This window comes from Virgibacillus litoralis (assembly GCF_017873675.1).
Lineage (GTDB): Bacteria > Bacillota > Bacilli > Bacillales > Amphibacillaceae > Lentibacillus > Lentibacillus litoralis.
In genome coordinates, this window is the sequence record NZ_JAGGKK010000009.1 from 95,809 (window position 1) to 116,868 (window position 21,060).

Annotated in this window: 19 protein-coding genes; all 19 read right to left on the minus strand. The window is 33.5% G+C overall.

Annotation, left to right across the window (positions count from 1 at the left end; all coding sequences use genetic code 11):
• Positions 1-18: 18 nt before the first annotated feature.
• Positions 19-1,149, minus strand: coding sequence for an acyltransferase family protein (locus J2Z82_RS09515; protein ID WP_209480566.1), 1,131 nt, complete (start codon positions 1,147-1,149; stop codon positions 19-21).
• A 31-nt stretch (positions 1,150-1,180) separates the two neighbouring features.
• Entirely contained in the window at positions 1,181-2,503 is a 1,323-nt protein-coding gene (locus tag J2Z82_RS09520) for a UDP-glucose dehydrogenase family protein (RefSeq protein WP_209480567.1), read from the minus strand.
• 31 nt (positions 2,504-2,534) lie between these two features.
• Positions 2,535-3,689, minus strand: a complete 1,155-nt coding sequence (locus J2Z82_RS09525) for an NAD(P)-dependent oxidoreductase (protein ID WP_209480568.1) — start codon at positions 3,687-3,689, stop codon at positions 2,535-2,537.
• A 49-nt stretch (positions 3,690-3,738) separates the two neighbouring features.
• Positions 3,739-4,806 (minus strand): NAD-dependent epimerase/dehydratase family protein, encoded by a 1,068-nt coding sequence (locus J2Z82_RS09530; RefSeq protein WP_342453619.1) that lies wholly within the window; start codon positions 4,804-4,806, stop codon positions 3,739-3,741.
• A gap of 22 nt (positions 4,807-4,828) precedes the next feature.
• Positions 4,829-6,055, minus strand: coding sequence for an L-2-hydroxyglutarate oxidase (gene lhgO, locus J2Z82_RS09535; RefSeq protein WP_209480570.1), 1,227 nt, complete (start codon positions 6,053-6,055; stop codon positions 4,829-4,831).
• Positions 6,042-6,626, minus strand: coding sequence for a dTDP-4-dehydrorhamnose 3,5-epimerase (rfbC, locus tag J2Z82_RS09540; protein ID WP_209480571.1), 585 nt, complete (start codon positions 6,624-6,626; stop codon positions 6,042-6,044). The genes lhgO and rfbC overlap by 14 nt, the downstream gene beginning before the upstream one ends.
• A gap of 70 nt (positions 6,627-6,696) precedes the next feature.
• Positions 6,697-7,359: a CatB-related O-acetyltransferase gene (locus tag J2Z82_RS09545; protein ID WP_209480572.1), complete on the minus strand. Its 663-nt coding sequence runs from the start codon at positions 7,357-7,359 to the stop codon at positions 6,697-6,699.
• 54 nt (positions 7,360-7,413) lie between these two features.
• Entirely contained in the window at positions 7,414-8,604 is a 1,191-nt protein-coding gene (locus J2Z82_RS09550) for a phosphotransferase family protein (protein WP_209480573.1), read from the minus strand.
• 492 nt (positions 8,605-9,096) lie between these two features.
• Positions 9,097-10,002 (minus strand): glucose-1-phosphate thymidylyltransferase RfbA, encoded by a 906-nt coding sequence (gene rfbA, locus J2Z82_RS09555; RefSeq protein ID WP_209480574.1) that lies wholly within the window; start codon positions 10,000-10,002, stop codon positions 9,097-9,099.
• A 155-nt stretch (positions 10,003-10,157) separates the two neighbouring features.
• Complete coding sequence (locus J2Z82_RS09560; protein ID WP_209480575.1) at positions 10,158-11,351, minus strand: hypothetical protein; 1,194 nt, start codon at positions 11,349-11,351, stop codon at positions 10,158-10,160.
• A 72-nt stretch (positions 11,352-11,423) separates the two neighbouring features.
• Positions 11,424-12,494 (minus strand): acyltransferase family protein, encoded by a 1,071-nt coding sequence (locus J2Z82_RS09565; RefSeq protein WP_209480576.1) that lies wholly within the window; start codon positions 12,492-12,494, stop codon positions 11,424-11,426.
• 155 nt (positions 12,495-12,649) lie between these two features.
• Entirely contained in the window at positions 12,650-14,425 is a 1,776-nt protein-coding gene (locus J2Z82_RS09570; protein WP_209480577.1) for an ABC transporter ATP-binding protein, read from the minus strand.
• Positions 14,426-14,478: 53 nt separating this feature from the next.
• Complete coding sequence (locus J2Z82_RS09575; protein ID WP_209480578.1) at positions 14,479-14,802, minus strand: ATP-grasp fold amidoligase family protein; 324 nt, start codon at positions 14,800-14,802, stop codon at positions 14,479-14,481.
• Positions 14,750-15,409: an ATP-grasp fold amidoligase family protein gene (locus J2Z82_RS09580; protein WP_209480579.1), complete on the minus strand. Its 660-nt coding sequence runs from the start codon at positions 15,407-15,409 to the stop codon at positions 14,750-14,752. The genes J2Z82_RS09575 and J2Z82_RS09580 overlap by 53 nt, the downstream gene beginning before the upstream one ends.
• A gap of 231 nt (positions 15,410-15,640) precedes the next feature.
• On the minus strand, positions 15,641-16,534 hold the full coding sequence (locus tag J2Z82_RS09585) for an ATP-grasp fold amidoligase family protein (protein ID WP_209480580.1): 894 nt from the start codon (positions 16,532-16,534) through the stop codon (positions 15,641-15,643).
• A gap of 44 nt (positions 16,535-16,578) precedes the next feature.
• Positions 16,579-17,589: a glycosyltransferase family 2 protein gene (locus J2Z82_RS09590; RefSeq protein WP_209480581.1), complete on the minus strand. Its 1,011-nt coding sequence runs from the start codon at positions 17,587-17,589 to the stop codon at positions 16,579-16,581.
• 22 nt (positions 17,590-17,611) lie between these two features.
• On the minus strand, positions 17,612-18,640 hold the full coding sequence (locus J2Z82_RS09595) for a glycosyltransferase family 2 protein (RefSeq protein WP_209480582.1): 1,029 nt from the start codon (positions 18,638-18,640) through the stop codon (positions 17,612-17,614).
• Positions 18,641-19,849 (minus strand): glycosyltransferase, encoded by a 1,209-nt coding sequence (locus J2Z82_RS09600; RefSeq protein ID WP_342453617.1) that lies wholly within the window; start codon positions 19,847-19,849, stop codon positions 18,641-18,643.
• A complete protein-coding gene (locus J2Z82_RS09605) occupies positions 19,846-21,060 on the minus strand; it encodes a glycosyltransferase (RefSeq protein ID WP_209480583.1) in 1,215 nt (404 codons plus the stop codon). The genes J2Z82_RS09600 and J2Z82_RS09605 overlap by 4 nt, the downstream gene beginning before the upstream one ends.

Genomic DNA, 21,060 nt, shown 5'->3' on the forward strand with positions numbered 1-21,060 from the left:
AATAACAACCTATTCTTATTAAATAGCAGTTTTTTTACCTTGATCCACTTGTTTCTTCGCTCTAAAATAATTGCTATACTTGACCCTTGAAAATAATAACCTTATTCCAAGAATAAATTTATTAAATAGTATAAAGAAATGATAAGAGGTAAATAACACCACAAGTGCAAATAAAAGATTAAATAAAATATTACTTCTCAAGTAATCCAGTCCGACAAAATTAATAGATAAAACCAATACACTTATTACAAACAAATGAGCAACGTAAATTCCAACTGCATTTTTCCCCACTTTTGCTATCAATGTATATCGCCCTATCGATGTATTTTTCAATGCTATAAATAAAAGACATAATGTTAAGGGGGCAGTTGATAAGTAATAATCCCCAAAGGTCCGTTCACCGTCTAGCACAAATACAGTAATTAATCTCTCCACAACCTGAATTAATGAAAAAAACAGGATTAAGTAAATGAAGTATCTTGATTTAACTCCACTGAGTTTCTGCATAATCCATTTATAATGAAAGGCAATGTAGCAGCCAAGTGTTGTATAAAATACCCCAAAACACAAGGCGTCTTTCGTTTGTATCGGTAAGTGAAATATACTGGAATATGTTTGCCCAAAGAGGCCAATTACATTTAAGATACCGCCCAAAATCAGCAGTAGACCTAGCTTTCGAATTCTGATAAATACATATAAGATAACAATCGACCAAATTAACGCCGTCAAGTACCATAAATGATACGACGTCATCCCTTCTCCATAATAAAGGGCATCTATATTTACGAATGCTTTTATGTATTGATTCAATTCAGAGCTGACGTTTGATCCCATATAAATAGCTAGTACAGCTCGTAAGATAAGATCATAAATTAGATAAAATAAGTACCAAGTAAAAAACAATCCAATCAGCTTGAACATATAGCGACCAAAATAGGCTTTTGAGGTTAGGTTATTCATCACTTTTTGGCCAAAGAAGTATCCTGAAACAATAAAAAAGAAGGGTATCACCCATCTTGGAAAAACACCTATTATAAAGGTTATATGTTCACTGCTCTGCCAATCGTAGCCATAAGTTACGGTATGTAAACAAACAACTAAAAATACCGCAAAACATTTTACAACATCTATTGTAGTGTTTCTTTCCAAGTATAGTTCCTCCCTTCACCGTTTCAAAACGCTATATTAATACTGTCTCACCTATTACTGCCGGTCTTCCAACCGAATGGTATTCTATCCCTTTATCTTTAACCATATCTAGTGAAAAACAATTTCTTCCGTCAATAATAATAGGTTCAATCATTAATCTCCTAACATTGTTAAAGTCCATTTCTATTATTTCTCTCCACTCTGTTATGATAAGAGCTAGATTAACTTCGGTTAATGCCTCACTTATCGAATTGGCAAATTGAACCTCATTAGAAAGTACATGTTTTGCATTTTCATTGGCAATTGGGTCATAAGCAATAACCTCAGAACCTTCCTGAAGAAGTCCAGTTGAAATAACAATAGATGCAGCTTCACGCATATCGTCTGTATTAGGCTTGAATGCCAATCCCAGTAAAGCAATGCGCTTACCTTCCAAACTACCTAAGCGTTGTCGTGCCTTATCTACTAACAGAGCTTGTTGATTATTGTTCACGTTAATTACAGCTTTCAACAGGTTAAAATCATGCTCTACTCCACCAGCGATTTGAACCAACGCATTTGTATCTTTTGGAAAACAAGATCCTCCATAGCCTATTCCTGCATTCAAAAATTGATTTCCTACTCTTTTATCTTTCCCCATTCCTTTAGCAACATCATCAACGTTTGCCCCAAGTTTTTCACAAATAGTAGAAATTTCATTTATAAAACTAATTTTTGTTGCCAGAAATGCATTAGATGCGTATTTAATCATTTCCGCACTCCGAATATCGGTTTTAAAAATCGGGACACCAAATGGTTTGTTAACCTGTTCGATTATTGATGCTGCTTTATCATTTTCTGCACCAATTACAATACGATCGCCATTAAATGTGTCACTGATTGCTGAACCCTCTCGCAGGAATTCCGGATTTGATACGATGTCAAAGGATATATCTTTGGGGGTTTTGGCTTTAATTAACCCCCCAATATATTCATTTGTTCCCACTGGTACAGTACTTTTAGTGACTATAACTATATCTTTTGAGATATTCAATGCGATATCTTCAGCTACTATTTCAATGAAACTTAAATTAGCTGTACCATCTTTATTTTGTGGGGTCCCAACTGCAATATATACAATATCTGTATCTTTAAGACACTCTTTCAAACTACTTGTGAAACTAAGCCTATTTTCATCTATATTCTTTTGCATAAGTGATTCCAGGCCAGGTTCATGAATAGGAGAAAGACCCACCTTCAATTTAGCAATTTTATCCTTATTAACATCAACACATGTGACACAATGACCAATATCTGCTAGAGAAACGCCAGTAACTAAACCTACATATCCCGCTCCAACTACTGTTATATTCAACTATTCTCCCCCCCTAAATTCATTCCAGTTTTCAACTATTAATTGGCAACTTTTCAATCGTCTCAAGCCATGCTGTTAAAGCTAAACTCTCCGGCAACTCAACATCATCGAACGTAATAATCTGTCCTTCTTCAACTGTTCGTTTCATGACTGCATTCACCAGCAAACCAATAGGAACGTGATTTGGATTCGAAATCATTTTAACGGCTTCCCCTCTTACCTGAAAACTGCCGATTCCCTTTTCGATTTCCTCCCCAGGTTCAAGTGTTCTCTTTGCAATAGCTGCGACTCCAATAGAAGGATTTTCTCCATTGTTCAAGAGAACACCACCCCCATTAATAACCCTTTTGATTGTTTTCACAACTTCCAGGTGGCAAAGATGAAAGTTTTGCAGAATTGTATAATATGGTCCTTCTCCCATCTTAAAATAACGAAGTGCATCTTTTTGACGGCTGTCGTGTTCTGCTGTGATAAATACACCCGGAGGAGCTTTAGGTGCTAACACAAATTCAGAGATAGGATACCCTAACTGTTTAGCCTCTTCAGCTAATTCGGCACCTATTTCGTTTAAGTCATTTGAACTGGGTGCCAAAAGACCATCAACAGCAATGCCAGCGCCAAGTCCGTTAGCAACTAATGCCTGTTCAACTTGAACCTTTGTGCCATCCGTAAACGATATGGTCATGTCAAGACGAACACCATTCTTTTTCGAGAAATACTCCATATCCTCAAGTATTGGATCTAGTTTTAGAAACCCTTTAATATTTCCATATACTAATGGTTTGAATCCCATTCCTACTACATTCTCATGTAATGATGCCAGGCATCCTGGTTGATCTCCCTCTGCTTCAGTAATGAATCCTCTCTTTGCAAAATATGAACCAGTTGTCACTTGAAGTTCAGCATTCATTGTTATAACAGGTAAGGAAGCTTTAATTGCCTGATCAATAACTTCAGTTCCATAAATAACATCACCACTGCATTCGACTACTACGTCACAATTTCCAATGAATTCTTCTACGGAATTTGTAAGAGTTTCTTGAAAGGGATAAGCATTCATAGTAGTAATTTCACGACGAGTGAGAACTTTTGCTAAGCTTAATTCAGACTGTTTTTCAACCTCCAACGCTATTCCTTTACCAATCAACCCTGTTCCAGCAATACCAACTCGCGTTATTTTATCCATTAATTAGCCTCCTAATAAAAGTGCCTTTCTCAATAAAGAACAAACAGGATTAAAAAAATACTCCCTTGCTTCGGTGAGCTAAACTAAGTTCTTCATTTTTTGGTATTTCTAAAATGCCTCCATACATACCAACTTGCTTCATTATCTCCTGCCATTTAATTAGTTCCTTATACCAATCTAGCGTTATCGTCTGCTCCGTCTTTTCAAGTGTTCCAGCTTCCAACTTCTGATAAATTTGAAGTGCCCCATCTGCCGCTGTATGATTAGCCTCCCAATTCAAAGCGTTCTCGATCTTCTCAAAATTAACGCGATAAGAGCGCTGGTCTGGTTCGCCATACCACTCAATCTTCACGTCAATTGGCAATGAAGCGGCAATTTCCTCCGCTAGCGGCCCTAATTGGTAATTATTTCGCTTAGATCCTATATTAAAAATCTCACCATTAACGATATGAGCATCTGCTTCTAACAACAGGCACATTACATCTGTCGTATCTTCCACATGTACCATTGGTCTCCATTGTGACCCATCCCGCATTAAAGGAATAATCCCATTTTCCCATGCACCATAAGTCATCCCATTTACTGCTAGATCGAACCTCATTCTTGGTGAGTAACCATATACAGTTGCTTGCCGCATCACAGCCACTGTAAAATTATCATCAGCTAATGGAAGGACCCCATTCTCAGCCTTTTCATTTGCTTTTGCATAGACTGTTAATGGATTTGTTTCAGCATACTCATCGACAATTGTATCCTTATCCTGGAACCCATAAATGCTGCAGGAAGAAGGCAATATGTATCGTTCTACGCCCATCTTTTTTGCAAGCATAGCTGTGTTCACTCTTGCTGCATAATTCACATCATACGTAACTTCTTTAAATAACTCCCCACTTGGATCATTTGAAATAGCTACTAAATCAATAACTGCATCAATATCTAAGAAATGCTCTTCTTTTAACCGCCGGCAATCCTCATGAATAATCGTTAAGTTGGAATGAGGTTGCAGTTTGTCGACTCCAAAAAAGAATCGGTCAATTACCGTAACTGTGTAATTATTTTCTAATAACTTCGGTACTAAAATACTTCCAATATATCCACCTGCACCTGTTACGAGCACATTTTTCAATTTTTCTTCCTCCTTACGAGATTTTATCCTTCTCTAATTTTTTCCCCTGTTTTTTAACTATTCCATCTACCACATATCGTGAAAATGGGAATGCACAGGTAAAACCTGGTGACACTGCATTTAGTATATGGAAGGAATGCTTATCACCTTCAACAACAAAATCCTGTACGAGCTCTAATGTCTCCTTGTTCAATAGTTGAGCACGAATTCCGGGTCTTATGAATTCGCCAAAGTTTTTAGGATTTAAATCCTTAACCATCTTTAAGGATAAATTTACAAAATAAGCTTTCTTATACTTTTTCATTTCTTCAAATGCCAGTGATCGGAAGTTAAACGAATTGGTTAAAAACAACTTTGCTTCATAAAATAATATGCTGAAAAACTCGTTAAACTTGAAATTCTGAAGTCCACTGTAGTTCTCCCGCCATAAAGCAGGGATAGCTGTTGGCCCGATTTTTATTGAGTCATTAACTGTCTTCGTATAATGTACACCTAAAAAAGGATTAGCTAAGTTCGGAACCGGATATACATTTGTCTTCACATCCGATTTATTCTTGGCATACGTAAGATAGATTCCTTTAAACGGAATAATTGTATACTTCTCACCAAACTGATAATCCTTAGCAATTTTATCTGCATATAACCCAGCTGCATTTATAAAATAATCACACGTGAAGGTTCCATTATTTGTTCGAATTTCTTTATTTAATTTCCCCTTATATTGGGTATTGCACCTGATTTCCACGCCCTTTTTTATGACTTCAGCTTTAACTGTCTGACATACCTCAACTGGATCTACAGAAGAGGTTGTTGGAGAATAAAGAGCCAACTTACAGGTCTTTACATTAGGATCAATCAAATGTGCTTCCTGTTCTTTGAGCCACTGAAGTTTAACGCCGTTTTTCTCTGCTCGCTTTTTTAATTCTTTTAATCCCTGTAACTCTTCCTCATTTGTGGCTACCACAAGCTTTCCACACTTATTTATCTTCAGACCATGTTCATCACAATACGCCGTCAATTCCTGGTTGCCTTCTCTCGTAAACTTTGCTTTCAAGCTATTAGCAGTATAATAGAATCCAGCATGTAACACACCACTATTCCTGCCGCTGGAATGATGAGCTACATCGGACTCCTTCTCTAAGATACAAACAGACTCATCCGGAAATCTATTCTTTAATTCCCTTGCAATGGACAATCCTATGATGCCGCCCCCAACAATCAGGTAATCATAAGACTCCATGATCAGCACTCTCTTTAGCCTGATATTGGGAGTTAATCTCCGCATCCTTTAACAACGGCTGCTTAGCATCTTTTTCGGATAATATTGGGTTAGAAGCAGGCCAGTCAATTCCAAGTGCAGGGTCATTCCAAAGTATGCCCTTATCATTCTCTGCCGAGTAATAGTCATCTACCTTATACTGAACATGTGTGTTTTCCTTCAATGTACAAAATCCATGAGCAAATCCTTTTGGAACGACAAGCATCCGATGGTTTTCCTCACTCAACATAATCCCGACCCACTGACCAAATGTTGGGGAACCTTGACGAATATCTACTGCTACATCATAAATTGCTCCAGTAATCACCCTGACTAGTTTTGTCTGAGCCATTGGATTTAACTGATAATGAAGCCCTCGAATAACATCCTTTTCTATTGAAAGCGAGTGATTATCCTGAATAAAATCAAAATTCAAACCATGCTCCTTAAACCTGTCAAGATTATAACTTTCCATAAAAAAACCCCGATTGTCCTGAAAAACAACGGGCTCAATAATTTTCACACCATGAAGTTTTGTATCAATTACATTCATTAATCCCTCATCCTTTCTATTAGTTATCAGGGGAGATAGCATATAAGATCAACAATATTAAATCAACTTATTAACCTTCAATTGTTGTTGTTTTAGATTGAAAATAAACTAATCGCTGAAGAACAGACTCATCCACTCTTTTATAAAAATAGTCAATATTATTTTTTATATCTTCTTTATCCAATTTACTAAAATCAAATTCTAATAATTTGTTTATAGTCTCTTCATCAAATCTATACCCGATAATTTTGGCTGGATTACCTGCAATAATTGCATATGGGGGAACATTTTTAGCTACAACTGCATGAGCCCCTACGATAGCTCCCTGACCTATTTCCACCCCAGACAGAATCACAGCATTAAGCCCAATCCAAACATCATCTCCAACAGTTATTTTTCCTTTGGAATAACTTTCTGTAACACTCCAATCATTTAACACTCTATTTTTAAATGGATATGTTGAAAAATGATTAAAGTAATGGTTTCCTCCAAGGACAAACGTAACATTACGAGCAATAGATACGTAGTTCCCTATGGATAAGGCCTCGCCTTCTACATTCCATCTCTCAACTTTCAATGGACCGTATGTCATTTTGCCTATATCTATTCCATGAAGTGAAAAGGTTCCAACAGGATACATTAAATTATGACGGTTTTTCTCTCGGAACATTTTATAGAACTTTCTGTTTTTATATTTCTTTAAGAATGGATTTAAAATTTTATTAAGTATCATATGATTAACCCCATTTTTTATTTATATTTACAGAAGAAAGACAAAAATAATGAATTATACAGAAATTATAGATGACCTTTTCATGTTTATTTGTAATTGTTCTATATTTTCAACAGCCGGTAATAAATAGCTCGTATAGTTGTCGTTAAACTCTTCTTTACTTAATTCGAGGAACCAGATTATTATTAAAGAGTAAAGGAAGAATACTCTTCCTATGTCATCAAGATGGGGACTATTGGCTAAATATAAATCATCGACCACATCAAAAGGTTTTCTTAACTTACCTAGAAACCATGCAATATCTAACCAACTTGGACCCACACTCAATTGTCCCCAATCAATAAGGTATAGTGAACCACTTTTCTTTTCTATCAGCATGTTTTCTTTATTAAGATCACTATGCCTTAGAGAATAATGATTATTAGGTTTTATTGTTTTGGACATTTGATTATCAACAATGCATTTTTCTACTCTTTTCATTAAATTAATACATGTCTTAGAATAATTTTCCATTTGCATCCTTTTAAATATTGCAATAAAAATTTTTTTATGTACTTCCTCTTGATGACTTAGTGACAGTAAACTGAAAGCATTTCCCATAAATTTGTACTTATGCCTCCAGTTAATGTTAATCTTAGGATTAGCGTTGACGCTCTTTTGCATTAATCCATCTTTAATCAATTGCTCCAATTTAATAGATGAAATCACTTCACTTGCTTTTATTACTTTTTGGACTTCATCTACATCGAAACTAGGTTCGTCACCTATGATTTTCTCCATAGTAATTAGGCATAAGTTAGATTCTTTATATTCTAGTAGATTAACAAGTTTAGGAGTTATCTCTCTAATTGGCTTATAATTCCGATACACTTTAGTATAAAAAAACAATTCATTTTCCCCTATTGTCCTTGTTAAAATTTTTGTTAAATATTTAAATTCTCTTTCTCCATTGATTTCAGTATGATCCATCAAGCCAAGGTTAGACCCACCACCCAAATATTTATAATCAGACGTAATTTTACTATTACCATTTAGCGCAATTCCCGTCCCTATCTCTTTTTTCAATTGATTAATATCTTCAAATTCTTCTTCAACAGTTTTTTGCAGTTTAGCTGTTATATTTTCAATTTTGGGCGAGTCTTTATATTTAGCTGCTTGCTTTCTATAATAAAAAAGCTTAACTCTATGGTATAAGCTTTTTATTTTATACTTTCCAACGCGCTTAGATTCATTTTTACTTAACATAAATTCCCCCACTTTTACTCTTAGAGTTAAAGAATCAGTTTAATTAAAATTACTGAATTACTACTTTTAATTGATTTTGTAATAAATCTCTGAAAATACTTCATTAGCCAACTGTGAATTGCCACCTTTTTGAACCACTTTCCTTCTCTTAGTACCACTACTAATCAGCATTACTAATAGATAAGCGATGAATAATAATGACTGTCATCTTACCTATTTAGTTGTTCCACTACTTCTAGAAGTTTGGCTAAATTATTTGCATTAGCAGATCATCCAAAAACTATTGGTTAAATCCTTGAGATGGCCAGGTGTACTATGCTTCTGCGATGTCGCATATTGCTTAGGTAATAACCCAACAAGTTGTTCTGTGTTTCTGGTTTACAGAATATTTTATGCCTTGAATGACCTCCTAATCGGCTGAGAGTAAATGGTAATTCTGAATATAATCAACGAGATTAACAATTTTTAAACTACTTACCACTCCATTGGAATTTATTTAACAAAATGTAATCCTTCACCCTCTTTATTCCCGTTCAACTCAGCTAGCCGAATTAAATATTTGCCATAATCACTTTTCTTTAAAGGCTCCGCCAGTTGCATTAATTCAGCCTCAGAAATATACCCTTTATTAAATGCAATTTCCTCTAAACAAGCCACTTTCAGTCGAGTTCGTTTTTCAATAATCTCTATAAACTGCGACGCTTCCAGCAATGACTCATGTGTTCCTGTATCCAGCCAGCCAAAGCCGCGTCCAATTAACTCCACCTGTAACTGATCTCTTTTGACATAAGCATTAAGGATATCGGTTATTTCTAATTCCCCTCTGAAAGACGGTTCTACAGCCTTGGCAATATCAACTACCTGCTTATCAAAGAAATATAACCCTGTAATAGCGAAATTCGATTTAGGGTGTTTTGGCTTTTCTTCTATGGACAGTACTTTTCGATTCGCATCAAACTCAACAACCCCAAATCTTTCCGGATCATTAACGTTATATCCAAAAATCGTCGCACCATTTAGCTGTTTTCTAACCCTTTCTAGCTGAGAAATGAACTCATGACCGTAAAAAATGTTGTCCCCCAAAATAAGGGAGACATCATCATTTCCAATAAAGTCCTCTCCAACAATAAACGCTTCCGCCAACCCATTTGGTTTTTCCTGAATGGCATACGATAAATTTATACCCAGCTCCTCACCCTTCCCCAACAACTGCTCAAACCTAGGAGCATCTTTTGGAGTGGAGATTATTAGAATCTCCTTTATTCCTGCCAGCATCAGAACGGAAAGCGGATAATAGATCATTGGTTTGTCATACACTGGTAATAGTTGTTTGGATATTGATTTTGTTAATGGATATAGTCGTGTTCCGCTTCCGCCTGCTAGAATGATTCCTTTCATAATAGAACCTCCTTTTTATAATTGATTTATAAACACACCATGGTGCTAGATTACTGTTTAATATCCTTGATTATTTCAATAACAAAGGAATCTCAATAAAAACATCACTTCTTCAATAAGTTTTATCTCCAGGTTAAAACAAAACCTCCCCAAACTTATTTTGTAAGCCTATATTGATAATCCTGTTTTCTTTTTTCTTCCAATAATTTAAATCGTTTTATCCACGTTATGACTTCAAAAAGTTGTCCTTTTTTCTTCGGTTGTCCCATGTTTAATTTAAGTATTATCAGTTCCAAATAAAACAAATATCGGTATATTGTAAATTGTTCCGGGATTTTCATTTGTTCAGCATCAATTCTTTTACTTCGCTTCAATTTTTCAAGAAACAACTGACAGCTCATGTCTAGTTCACGATGCAAGTCATTAATAGATCCCTCATCAGCGGTATTTAAATGGGCTTTTTTCGATGCCTGCATAAACATGACATAGTAAAAATCAAAATAAAGGGTTCGAAAACCAATTGTCATCCAATCGATGACATGGTATCGGCCTCTTTTCGCTAGGATATTTCCCTCCCAAAAGTCTCCATGTGAAAGGACTAAATCTATATTTCCGCGATATAGAACCCGATTTAAATCTTGATTAACCTCGTTTATAAAATGCCTAATTATCTGCGTTTCCTTAATGCAGTTATACTTGGACTCGAATTGATGTAATATTGATTCCGCTGCAAATAAGTTATCTGCACTTATTTTTACAAAGTCAACTTTCTTTGGTTTAGTTGTTGACAAAATATCTATAAGTATAGGAAAGACTTCTGAGTAAAATGTAGCTAGATTATTAAAATCATAGGATGGACTACTAAGATTTATATACTTTTCTGTCATATACCGATCTTTTTCATTCCATTGAATTAATTCTGGAGCCAATTTGCAGTTTGCTGCCTTTTGGGCCGTATTTATTTGAGCTCTTACTTCCTTCTCGGTCAAACCGTTTACAAAAACAGTTGTCACAACGTCTTGTTTTAAATCAAAAACTTTTATTTCGCCTTGTCGCAGTTTCAATAAACAATGACCGAAACACTTTGTTTGAACAATAGAAAGCGATCCTCCTGTTTGATATCTTACTTTCACACGATAGAAATCATAAACGAATTGAACAACACGCACAGCTCTGGTTATAAACCCCGGAAAACGATTTAAAAGTGGCCACCCTGCTGTTTTTCCCAGAAATGAAAGTGGCCTCATTTTCCAGTATAATACTAGAAAAAGTTTTATAAGATTTTGATCCTGATTAATATAAATTTTGTTTCCAACAAGAAGAAACTTATAATAGTTACACTTTTCCATATCTATCTCCTACTTAGTTATTCTGATTTTTTTACAAAACTGATATAACTACTTACTCTCCATATAAAACAATTAGAGGATAGGTACGTTGTTATATTTACTATGAGCTTTATATGTCATAATACGTCCGACCATATACTTACCAAAGCGGAATTGATTAAATAAATAAGCTGTGCCGATACATAAGAGCAAAGTGGATAAAAACATCAAAAATGTATAAGATGGTAAGTTTATAAATTCAGGTGGTTCTATGCTACTTAATAATCGAAAGTAAAAAAGGTTTAACAAAAATATACTAAATGAATAATTACTGATAAACATCACTAATTTGGGTACCTTTCCGATACTTGAAGACACATACACAATTAAAAATATCACTGAACTGGCATACAACAGCATATCTACCCTTTTTGAATCATAATCCAAATGAAATATTCTGTTCATCAGCAACATTAATACCAATGCTAAAAACGGCGTTACCAGCAGCCATTTTTTTCTAAAGAAGTTTAGTACGGCCTGAAAATTCCTTCCGCAGTAAAACCCTAATACGAAATAAAAGAGCCATCCGGTAAATGGCATCCAATAGCCTTTTGTCCATATAAAATGTCCAACTGCATTATCTGGCACCTCCGTAAAATTAAAAAAAGCCAAATAAAGGAAATTAATTAATAATGCAATTGGAATAGTGTGCTTTGCAGATAATCGATCTAAATATCTCCTCAAAAATAGATGTAAGAAATAAAATTGAAATATAATTAAAATAAAATAGACCGCTGAGTCTCCAAGAAAAACACTCATTGCTATTCTAGTCATGACTTCTTGAAACGTCCATTTCTCAATTGAAATTAATGCATACACAATACTCATAAACAAATATGGAAGTAGCAGAAATTGAACTCTTTTCCTCATAAATGTATCAGGTACCTTCTCGGTATACTTATTTGCCAAGAGAAGCTCTGAGATGAATATGAATACCGGAACCCCAAAAAGAACGGCCATATGTAACACATATGACCCAAGATAATCTATGGAAGATCCCGTTAAATATTTATTTCCGCTACCAATAGCATGACCTAATGTAACAGCCAGACAAGCTATACATCTGAGCCAAAATACTTCATTAATTAAACTTTGACTTTTCATTTGAGCCCCCCTTTAGTTTCTCTTATGCCAGTTAATAATTTTATAAGTTTTTAACTATTATTTATAAGTATTTCTCATTTCAATTACAATTCAGAAAATCATGTTTTAGTCATCTACGATAACCGATTTCCTTACATAGGCATCGCAATATTATTTCAGATAATTGATTTTTCCAATTTATTCTCCACTGCTACCAGTTCTGCTTTGCTAATTTTGAAGACAATATCACAATTTTCTATTGTGCTTAGCCTATGCGCAATAATAATCAATGTCTTTTCACCTTTTAATCCATCAATAGCCTTCATGATTTCTTTTTCTGTTTCATTATCCAATGCTGATGTTGCTTCATCCATGAATAATATCTCCGGGTTGTGATATAAGGCTCGTGCTATCCCTATACGTTGTCGTTGACCACCAGAGAGTCTTACACCTCGTTCTCCAACTTCTGTATCCAATTTGTCTGGAAGTTCCTCAACAAACTCCTTTAATTGCGCTTGATCTAGTGCCCGCCATACCTCCTTATCATCTATTTGTTCTTTATTTATTCCAAAAGCAACATTGCCACGTATCGTATCATCTGACAAAAATATAGCTTGTGGAATATAGCCTATTTTTTGTTGCCACAACAACTTCTGATCCTGCAAACTTTTTTCGTCTATCAAAACTGATCCCTTTTCCGGACGAAACAGTCCGAGAATTATATCAACTAGTGTTGTTTTTCCTGCTCCCGATTCTCCGACAAATGCCACAGAACTACCTATAGGCACCGTAAGTGATACATCCTTTATTGAATAGGTATCTTGATTTGGATATCTAAAGGAAACATCTTTTACTCTTATTGAATCCTTAAACGTTCTTTCACCTCGATTAATTACCACTGATTCTTTGCTGCTTTTTATTTTTCCGTATTCATCTTTGTTTAAAAATAAATCATCGTAAACAACTGAAAGAGCAGGTTGATTGTATCTAATACTTGTAATCAGTGATACAACTCTAGTAATGGATGGCATTAATCTAAAAGCTGCCATAGCGAATAGCGCCATTGTAGAAATAAGCTGAGTCATACCTGTGCCTTGAAAAACAATAATTAACATCGTAATAAGAACAATAGATACCAGCAGTGTTTCGATAAATAACCTAGGTGCCAGTTCCAACATCTTCATGTATCTGCTATTATTAGCCTTTATCTGGCTTTGTGAAGTATAGGAATTGATAAAAAAACTTTCTTTACCTGAGACTTTAACCTCTTTACTTGCTCCCAAACCTTGGTTCACCCACTTTATCATCATTCCACTTACTTTTTGCTGTTCCTTACCAAGAAGACTTATTTTTTTGCGGAGGATGGCAAAAAATAAAAAAACACTTCCACCTAACAAGATAGAAGCTACTAAAGTTGCAACTGGAGCCGTTACCAATAATAAAACTAAAATACATGTAATAACCAGAAACTCTGTGATTAGTTGAAAGCCTGCCATAACGATTCCCTTAAAAACCTTTGATACCTCACCGTTTACATTACGCAGTAACTGTGCTGTATTTCGCTGTAAATGGAAGGTATACGGCTTTTTTAAATACTCCTTAAATAATTCTCGGGATAATTTAACCTGTTGATTTAAGATCACTCTAAATTGAGTATAATTAAAGAGGAGTAAATACAAGTTTTTTAAAATAAATACTGCTAGTAAAGTTACAACAGAAAATATTATAAAAGTTGTCGTTGATTCAAATTGGAACAAATCATAAATATATGATAATATAGCTTGCTCCTGAATAATTGATGGGTCTGTTACTATACCAACAAATGGAACAATTAATCCGATACCAATAGTTTCAAATAACGCTGCTGCTATCATCATAAAAAATAAAATGATTAATTTCTTCTTTTCTCTTTTGTTAAAAAGATTTAACAATTTAACTAAGGATACTTTCAATTTTTTCCTCCCCTTTTTTGACACTATAAACCAATACATTAAAAATCATTCTCTTATTCAGCTTTCGAAAGAGTTAGATGCTTCCCAAATAATTCATCAAATTTAACATCACTAAACTTTCCAAATCCGTTATTGGGTGTAAATGTTAATTCACCAACATATATTTTTCCTTGGCTATAATATAAGTCCACACGAACAAATGGAAATCCATCAGAAAGTTTACGAGATATCTCTAACATTTCATTATAATGATACGGTTTCTCTACACTATTATTTGTATCTGGTATTCCATTAATGTTCATATTTAACCAATTCCAATTTACATCATAGTACCCTTTTTCTCTCACATTTTTCCGTAACTGTAACTGCCACTGCATACTTTGGCTCACCACGGTAACAGTAAAATTTATATTCTTTCATAGCTCCATTAGGGTCGCCTATTAGTTGTTCAATTATTACTTTTCCCCTTATATTTTTGTAATTCTTTTCTCCTGAGATATAAAAATAATTTGTATTTATCCATTTCGTAATCTTCTTTTTTGCAAAATTCCAATCCAGTTTTGATTTATCTTTAACAATCATGTTCCAACCAGACCCATGTGTTGCTTTTATCACAAATTTCTCAGGAAGTGAATCTAAATCAATATCACTAGCACTCTTATAAACTCCTATCTTCGGAATTAAATAGTCCTTACCTACCGTCTCATGTACATAACTTCTCACTTCATTTTTATCAACATATTTAGAATAATTCTCTAAAGAACCATACAGTTTTAGCCATTGAATTTTTTCTGTAAGTGTAATTGGTTCTTTAAAATTAATGTTATAGCCATGTTGTTTTAGAAAATTTTTTTTGATAAATTTTTTGTGTGTATATGGTATTAGAAATCTTGATTTTTCTTTTAACCTTTCTATGTTATTCAAACTTTTAGTTACCATTTTTTTTAAATGACTTATCATATAAAGTACGGTATCCCTTACCATAAAATATAGCCCCCTACCTAGAACAATAAATTCTTATATACCTGGATACTCTTTAAATATTGGACTTAAATAATTTTTCCAGACAATCTACTTTAAGTATTTTGGATGGAGCCACAAAAAATAAAATACTTCTACCTGGTAAGATAGAAGTGTAAATTGTTAATTGAATTATATCTAATAAAAAGTAATCAGTTCTTCCTATTCTTGTTAATGGTTTTTAAAACTTTCCATTTACAAAAGAATTAAATGTTTGCCAAATAGTCTATCAAATTCAATATCACTAAATTTCGCAAAACCATTACATGAAGTAAATGTTAACTCACCAACATATATTTTTCCTTGATTATAATATAAGTCAACACGTACAAAAGCAAATTCATTAGACAACTTACAGCATATACCTAACATTTCATTATAATGATACGGTTTCTTCACACTATTCATCGTAATGGGTTGATCATTTATATTCATATTTAACCCATTCCAATTTAGATCATAAAATTCAAGGTGCCTCAACTCAGGATCAGAAACAACCATTATAAATTGAGGTTGACCATGATAACAATAAAACTTATATTCCTTCATATCCTGAGCAGGATCTTCTAATAATTGTTCAATTACTACTCTGCCTTCTATATTCTTATAATTCTTTTCTCCTGAGATATAATAGTAATTCGTATTTATCCACTTTTCAATTCCTTTTTTAGCTAAAAACCAATCTACATTCGATTTATCTTTAACAATCATATTCCAGCCAGAACCATGTGTGGCCTTAATAACAAACTTCTCGGGAAGTGAATCTACATTTATTTCATAAGCGCTCTTATAAACCCCAATTAATGGAATCAAATAGTCCTTTCCTATTTTCTTTTTTACATAATTCCTTACTTCATACTTATCAGCGTATTTCGTATGTTTTTCTAAAGACCCGTATAACTTTATCCATTGAATCTTTTCCGAAAGAGTAGTGGGGTTGTCGAAGCTAACATTATATCCATGATGCTTCAAAAATCTTTTTTTAATAAATCTTTTATGCGTAAAAGGGAATAGAAACCTAGATTGGTTTTTTAGGTTTATTGAAATATTTATGATCTTAATTAATAAATTCTTGAATTTACCTGCCATTATAACTCCCCCCTAATAAATTTTTCTCTTCCTTATTTATCTATTCAAACAGTGTTTGGCCTTTTAATAATAAAAGTGTATAAACTGTACATATTGTAAAATATGCTTCCCAAAAAATAATTTCGGACAACTATTTTTAAAATTACTTTTGCTTTAAAAGGTTCTCCCTTTATTAATTCCTTAAAGTATTTATTCTTGTTTATATCTATCCGCATAGATCTCCACTTTTTGTACAATACTTTACTAAATTTATTCTTGTTTATGTATATCATGTCTTTATTAAAGTTATGAGTGAATGCCAGATATTCAAACTCTTCCTTATGGGTTTCTAACATATTATGTTCTTTTAACTGTTTACGAACGAAACTTGTTGCTTTCTCAACCTCTAATAATAATGGCGAGATTGTATTTGAAACCGAGTTAATTCTAGAGTTGAAATAAAAATATAAATACTCATCTACAACACAGGCATTGGGTAAATGAATACCCAGGGAGCATGAGAATGCTAAATCCTGCGCCTTAGCAATACCATTTGGAAAGGTAACGTCTTTTTCTATAATGAACTTCCTTTTTATTAACTTACTCCATAATGATGGCATTATTTTATTTGTCATTACCATATTTAGAAATTTTTCACCAGTTATCTTTTCATACTCTTGTTTTGTATAGTTTTTTTTATTTTTCTCTCCATCTGTATAGATAAAGTTGTAACATACTATATCATAATCACTCTGTTCAGCCTTATTATATAGTACTTCAGCCGCGTCTTCAGTCAACCAATCATCACCATCTACAAACAAAACATACTCACCACTAGAAGCTTTAAACCCCTCCTCTCTTGCCCGCATTACTCCTGCATTTTTTTGATCAATTATACTAATTCTATCATCCTTCTTACAGGTTTCCTTTATTTCCAGTAACGTGTCGTCTGTGGAACCGTCGTTTACTACAATTATTTCAATATCTTGTAATGTTTGATTCATGAGAGAATCTATACATTTTTTAATATAATTTTCTATATTATATGCCGCTACTATAAAACTAACTTTTGGCATTAAAATATCCCCTTTATAAATTCTAATAAATCAGTTTAATTGTCATCTTCAATCTTATTAATTTCATAAATGCTTTTGTTCTCCTTTTTATACATAAGATTTTTAATATCTTATAGAAGTGAGATGGACAATTGTAAACAGATATATCCGATACAAACTCATCATTTTCCATTATTGATTTCAGAACTTTATACTTGTCATGTTTAGTTAAATCATTATTCATTATTACTTTATGCATGTAATTCAAGGTAACACCAGTAAAGTAATCTCTTACATTAGCGATCTTATCTTCTTTGTTATATTCCTTACATAGTTTAATTAAAAAGTTTTTATTGTCTAATATATTCTCATGAAAATTGGGCATAAAGATATTAGTAAGTGAGTCCCTGTTACGGATATAATAGTTATATAAAGGACTATTAATGTATACTAAACTATTTACGATTGTGATTAATCGAAAATTTAATCTCGCATCTTCGCTATGGTCTTTATCCTCATCAAACCTGATTAATTCATCCGTGTTAAATAAAGATTTCTTATATAGTTTGTTAACACTAGAGGCTATACTGTAATTATTATTATCAATAATTGAAGGTATTATATCTTCTCTAATTGTATTTTCATCTATAACTCCGGTCTGATTATTCCATATTGGAGTAATTGTTGTAGTTTCATTTCTTAGGTTTATTATTCTAATTGGGCATATAACTATATCTGCCTTAGAATGTTTAATTGCTCTAAACAGCTCACTATACATGGTTGACTCGATAGTATCGTCGGGATCAACAAAACCTATGTAATCTCCTTTTGCAATATCAATCCCTCTATTTCTTGCTGAAGAAACACCCCCGTTTTGTTTGTGTACCACATGTATTCTGTCATCTTTAGCTGCATATTCGTCACAGATATCACCACTCATATCTGTCGATCCATCATTGACAAGAATTAATTCAAAGTCTTTAAAAGTTTGGGTAAGAATAGAGTTGATACATTGTCGAATATATTGATCAACATTATAAATAGGCACAATAATACTAATTTTAGGGTTCATTTATTTAACCTCACTTAGGTTATTAAAATAATCTGCTGCTTGTTGTGTTGTATCCATCATGTTGTCAATTAAATTATTTGACAGTTTCTCTCGCACTTCAGGGGTATCTATTAAGTATTTAATACTTTCATAAAGCTCATTGAAGTTCCCCTTAACAATCAATCCATTAAACCCATCTGTAATTTGTTCTTTTGCACCGGTAAAATCAGTAGTAACAATTGGCTTATATAAACACTTTGCTTCTGCCAATGTGAGACAAAATCCTTCATGTCTGGATGGCTGAACATATATATCTGCATTTTTTACATATGGATAAGGATTCATTTTACTGCCTAACAACATAAAACTTTCTTCTAATTGATATTCGTTTATCAGCTTCTCATAATCACTTCTCGCCCTACCTTCCCCAATACAATACCATCTGACTTTATATCCATCTTGCTTTAGCTTTGATAATACTTGAATTGCCATATCCTGACCTTTTTCCTTTGACAATCTGCCTACCGTAACAATTTTTATTCCTTTATAGTTCTTGTCAAAATTCACATGCTCCATTGACATTTCATGAATCACTTTATTTTGAATAATGTTCGGAAAAACTTTAGGCTTATCTTTATAATATGGGAGAACCTTCAACAATCGCTGCTTTGCTTCCTCGGAAACAGCATGCACACTATCAAATTGTTGATGTAATTTCGTATACAACTTTTTATTAATCACATGTTTTTCAACATCGAAATGTATCCAAGTTGATTTATTATACGCCTTTACTTTATTAGCAACATAATAATCTATAACTTCTGTCGGTCCTTGGTATGCAATAGCAATATCGAATGACCTTGGATACTCAGGAATTTCCTTAAATAATGGTCTATAGTATATATACCGATCATTTAGCTTTTTGGATATAAAGTAAGTACAGACAAATAATAGTGCCTTAATGAATCGTCCGGATTTAAGAAAATCAATAACCGTTTTTTGTGGCGGCTGCATGATGACTGGCTTTAACTCTTGATACCAGGTGACTTCTTCAACCTTTACCCAATCGGGAACTAGGTTAAGGAAACCACCCTTTTTTTCCAGGAGTAGCAACGTAACCGTATATTTATCTTTCGGTATCGATGAAAGTAAAGATAAAAAGGACTTTTCCACACCACCAACATTCATACTGCTAAGCATAAATAAAATACTTTTTTTAATTAGTCTCACCCCCGTGACATAACATCAGGAATTTGTGTAACTTCATGAAATTGTGCTAATGCTTTATCTGAGCTTGCTTCTTCTTGTTGTAATTTTTCGCTAAATGAATTCCTCAATTTCTCATTGATTATTATTTGTTCTAATGTATGTACCATCAGATTTCGATTAAACTCCAAAATTAAGCCGGTTTTATTATGCACTAGCTGTTCTTTCACCCCATTAAAATTTGTAGTTACAATCGGTTTCTTTAGGCACTTGGCTTCCATAACAGTAATACATAACCCCTCATACCTCGAAGGCTGCACATATACATCGCATTGCTTCATGTAAGGATACGGGTTAACCTTTGATCCCATGAGTATAAAATCATTCTCTAACCCATAGGCTTTAATTAATTGCTCGTATTCTAGCCGTGTTTTCCCTTCTCCAATGCAATACCATTTAACATTGAATCCGCTTTTTTTAAGATCTGCCAAAACCGGTATAATTAAATCTTGACCTTTTTCCTTACTTAGTCGCCCGACCGTTAAAATTCTGACACCTGTAAAATCATCTTCAAACCCTCGCCCTTCATCTGCCAGTTTAAGAACATTAGCAGTAGCTAAGACGTTATTGAATGTTGACGTTTTATAATTATATTGGGGAAAAAGGGTACTAAACTTGTGCTCTCCTTCATTAGAAACAACAAATATCTTATCAAACTGCTGATAAATCTTATCCATAAACTTTTTATCAAACCCTATTTTCGTAATATCAAAATGAATCCATTGAACCTTCTTTTCTGCTTTAATTTTCTCGGCAACAAAATAGCTTATGAGATCCATTGGACCAGCATAAGCTACAGCAACATCATATTCATTTTTTAAACCTGAAACATTTCTAAGCAGATATTTAAAGAAAATACTTTTCCTTTTTGTAACCTTTGACAGTATGGTAATCAATGAAAAGGCGATTCCTTTTATTAACTTTCCTTGTTTAAATTGGGTTAATGCAACTTGCTTTGGTGGTTTGTTAACAGCGTCTTTTATTTTGGGATACTCACTAATGTATTCAACATGAACATTATCCGGTATGGAACCCAAAAAACCACCATACTTCTCCAACATTAAGATGGTTATATCATACATCTCTTTAGGCATTTCAGATATCATGTTAAGCAATGCTTTTTCCGTTCCGCCAATATTCATATTAATAACCATAAATACAATTCTTTTCTTCAT